The sequence below is a fragment of the Streptomyces sp. MnatMP-M17 genome, from assembly GCF_900091995.1.
Taxonomy (GTDB): domain Bacteria; phylum Actinomycetota; class Actinomycetes; order Streptomycetales; family Streptomycetaceae; genus Streptomyces.
In genome coordinates this window covers 1-2979 of the sequence record NZ_FMDK01000778.1, presented here as the reverse complement: position 1 = coordinate 2979, position 2979 = coordinate 1, and the positions used below count along the sequence as shown (strand labels likewise).

Sequence of the window (2979 nt, the reverse complement as noted above, 5' to 3'; positions counted from 1 at the left end):
ATTGCGCTGCACCAGCCGGTCCATGCCCGCGATCCCGATCGCCGACAGCAGCGCACCGATCGTGGTCGGTATCAGACAGACCAGCAGCGCGATCAGCACGATCATCGACTGCCGCTGGCCCGCGTAGACCGCGAACGGCTGGAGAGTGACGACGGCGAGGAGGAAGACGATGGTGAGTGACGCGAGCAGGATGTTCAGCGCGATCTCGTTGGGCGTCTTCTGCCGGGCCGCGCCCTCGACCAGCTTGATCATCCGGTCGATGAAGGTCTCACCGGGCCTGGTGGTGATCCTGATGACGATCCGGTCCGAGAGGACCTTCGTCCCTCCGGTGACGGCCGAGCGGTCGCCGCCCGACTCCCGGATGACCGGCGCCGACTCACCGGTGATGGCCGATTCGTCGACGGAGGCGACTCCTTCGGCCACATCGCCGTCGCCGGGAATGATGTCGCCCGCCTCGCAGACCACCAGATCACCGATCCGCAGCTCTGTGCCGGGTACGCGCTCCTCGTCCGGGCCGATGACACGTCGGGCGACGGTGTCGGTCTTGGCCTTGCGCAGGGTGTCCGCCTGCGCCTTGCCACGGCCCTCGGCGACCGCCTCCGCCAGATTGGCGAACACCGTGGTCAGCCAGAGCCAGCCGGCGATGGCCCAGCCGAACCAGTCGGTCGGATCGAGCGCGGCGAAGACCGTGGAGAGCACGGATCCGACGAGGACCACGAACATCACGGGCGACTTCACCATCACCCGCGGATCGAGCTTGCGCACCGCCTGCGGGAAGGACTTGATCAACTGCTTGGGATCGAACAGGCCGCCGCCCACCCGCTCGCTCCCGGAGCTGTGACCGGAAGACACGGACGGGTGCGGCGCACGGGTCGGGGTGGCTGTGGACATCGTGGCCTCTTGCTTCGTACGAGTGGTCATGACGCCAGCCCTTCGGCCAGCGGGCCCAGCGCCAGCGCCGGGAAGTAGGTCAGACCGGTGACGATCACGATCGTGCCGACCAGCAGCCCGGTGAAGAGCGGCTTGTGGGTACGGAGCGTGCCCGCGGTCTCCGGGACGGGACGCTGCTCGGCGAGCGCGCCGGCCAGCGCCAGGACGAACACCATGGGCAGGAAGCGGCCGAGCAGCATGGCCAGACCGGTGGTGGTGTTGAACCACTGGGTGTCGGCGTTGAGCCCGGCGAAGGCCGAGCCGTTGTTGTTGCCGGCCGAGGTGTACGCGTACAGGATCTCGGAGAAGCCGTGCGGCCCCGAGTTGGTCATCGAGTTGCCCGGCGTGGGCAGGGCCATGGCCACGGCGGTGAAGCCGAGCACCAGCGCCGGAGTGATCAGGATGTAGCTCGCGGCGAATTTGATCTCGCGGCTGCCGAACTTCTTGCCCAGATACTCGGGCGTACGGCCGACCATCAGCCCGGCGATGAAGACCGCGATGATCGCCATGATCAGCATGCCGTAGAGCCCGGAGCCGACTCCGCCGGGCGCGATCTCGCCGAGCTGCATGCCCAGCATCGTGATACCGCCGCCGAACCCGGTGTACGAGGAGTGGAAGGAGTTGACCGCACCGGTCGAGGTGAGTGTGGTGGCCACCGCGAAGATCGACGAGCCGCCGATCCCGAAGCGGGTCTCCTTCCCCTCCATCGCACCGCCGGCGATATCGAACGCCGGTCCGTGGTGCGCGAACTCGGTCCACATCATCAGCGCGGTGAAGCCGAGCCAGATCGTCACCATCGTGGCGAGGATCGCGTAGCCCTGCTTGACGCTGCCGACCATCCGGCCGAAGGTCCTGGTCAGCGCGAACGGGATGACCAGGAGCAGAAAGATCTCGAAGAGGTTCGAGATCGGGCTGGGGTTCTCGAAGGGATGCGCGGAGTTGGCGTTGAAGTAGCCGCCGCCGTTGGTGCCCAGCTCCTTGATGGCCTCCTGCGAGGCGACCGCGCCGCCGTTCCACTGCTGGGAGCCACCCAGGAACTGGCCGACCTCATGGATCCCGGCGAAGTTCTGGATCGCGCCGCACGCGACCAGCACGATCGCGCCGATCACGGAGATGGGCAGCAGGATACGGACGGTGCCACGCACCAGGTCGGCCCAGAAGTTGCCCAGCTCACCGGTGCGGGAGCGGGCGAAGCCTCGTACCAGCGCCACCGCGACGGCCATGCCGACCGCCGCCGAGACAAAGTTCTGGACGGCCAGACCACCGGTCTGTACGACATGGCCCATGGCCTGTTCGCCGTAGTACGACTGCCAGTTGGTGTTGGAGACGAAGGACGCGGCGGTGTTGAAGGCCTGGTCCGGGTCGATCGCGGAGAAGCCGAGCGATCCGGGCAGGCCGCCCTGGACCCGTTGCAGCAGATACAGGAAGAGGACGCTCACCGCGGAGAACGCGAGGACACCGCGGAGATAGGCGGGCCAGCGCATCTCGGTGGCGGGATTGGCGCCGATGGCCTTGTAGATCCACTTCTCGGCCCTGAGATGTCCGGGCGAGCTGTAGACCCGGGCCATGTAATCACCGAGCGGGCGGTATGCCAGACCGAGCGCCACGACGAGCGCGAGCAGCTGGAGCACACCGGCGAGGACGGAGCTCATCACTCAGAACCTCTCCGGGAAGAACAGGGCGAGGACGAGGTATCCGAGCAGGGCGACGGCCACGACCAGTCCGACGATGTTCTCGGCGGTCACAGCTTCGCCACCCCCTTGGCGATGAGGGCCACCAGCGCGAAGACCGCGATCGTGGTGACGACGAAGGCCACATCGGCCATCGTGAGCTCCTAGATGAGTACGGGAAATCCGACTCCCTGAGGAAACCCGCTGATTTCGCGGACCCGGCTTCCGTTGACGGGTCCCATACGGCCGACGTCACCGGCTTGACGGAGTCCATATGGGCGCGGCCGTGCCCTGTGATCTGGCCCATATAACGGGGAAACGGCCGGTGGGCCGCACCCCACGAAGGGATGCGGCCCACCGGCCGTTCGGTCTGTCTCGG

The 2979-nt window shown here is 67.1% G+C and carries 3 protein-coding genes; all 3 read right to left on the bottom strand.

Annotated features, from left to right (window positions below; translation table 11 throughout):
* Positions 1-891 (bottom strand): HAD-IC family P-type ATPase (locus tag GA0115259_RS30365; RefSeq protein ID WP_141716751.1); only part of this gene is annotated, 891 nt, incomplete at its 3' end.
* A 26-nt stretch (positions 892-917) separates the two neighbouring features.
* Positions 918-2582: a potassium-transporting ATPase subunit KdpA gene (kdpA, locus tag GA0115259_RS30360; protein WP_093602941.1), complete on the bottom strand. Its 1665-nt coding sequence runs from the start codon at positions 2580-2582 to the stop codon at positions 918-920.
* Positions 2583-2585: 3 nt separating this feature from the next.
* Positions 2586-2675: a K(+)-transporting ATPase subunit F gene (gene kdpF / locus GA0115259_RS30355; RefSeq protein WP_066946098.1), complete on the bottom strand. Its 90-nt coding sequence runs from the start codon at positions 2673-2675 to the stop codon at positions 2586-2588.
* Positions 2676-2979 lie beyond the last annotated feature (304 nt).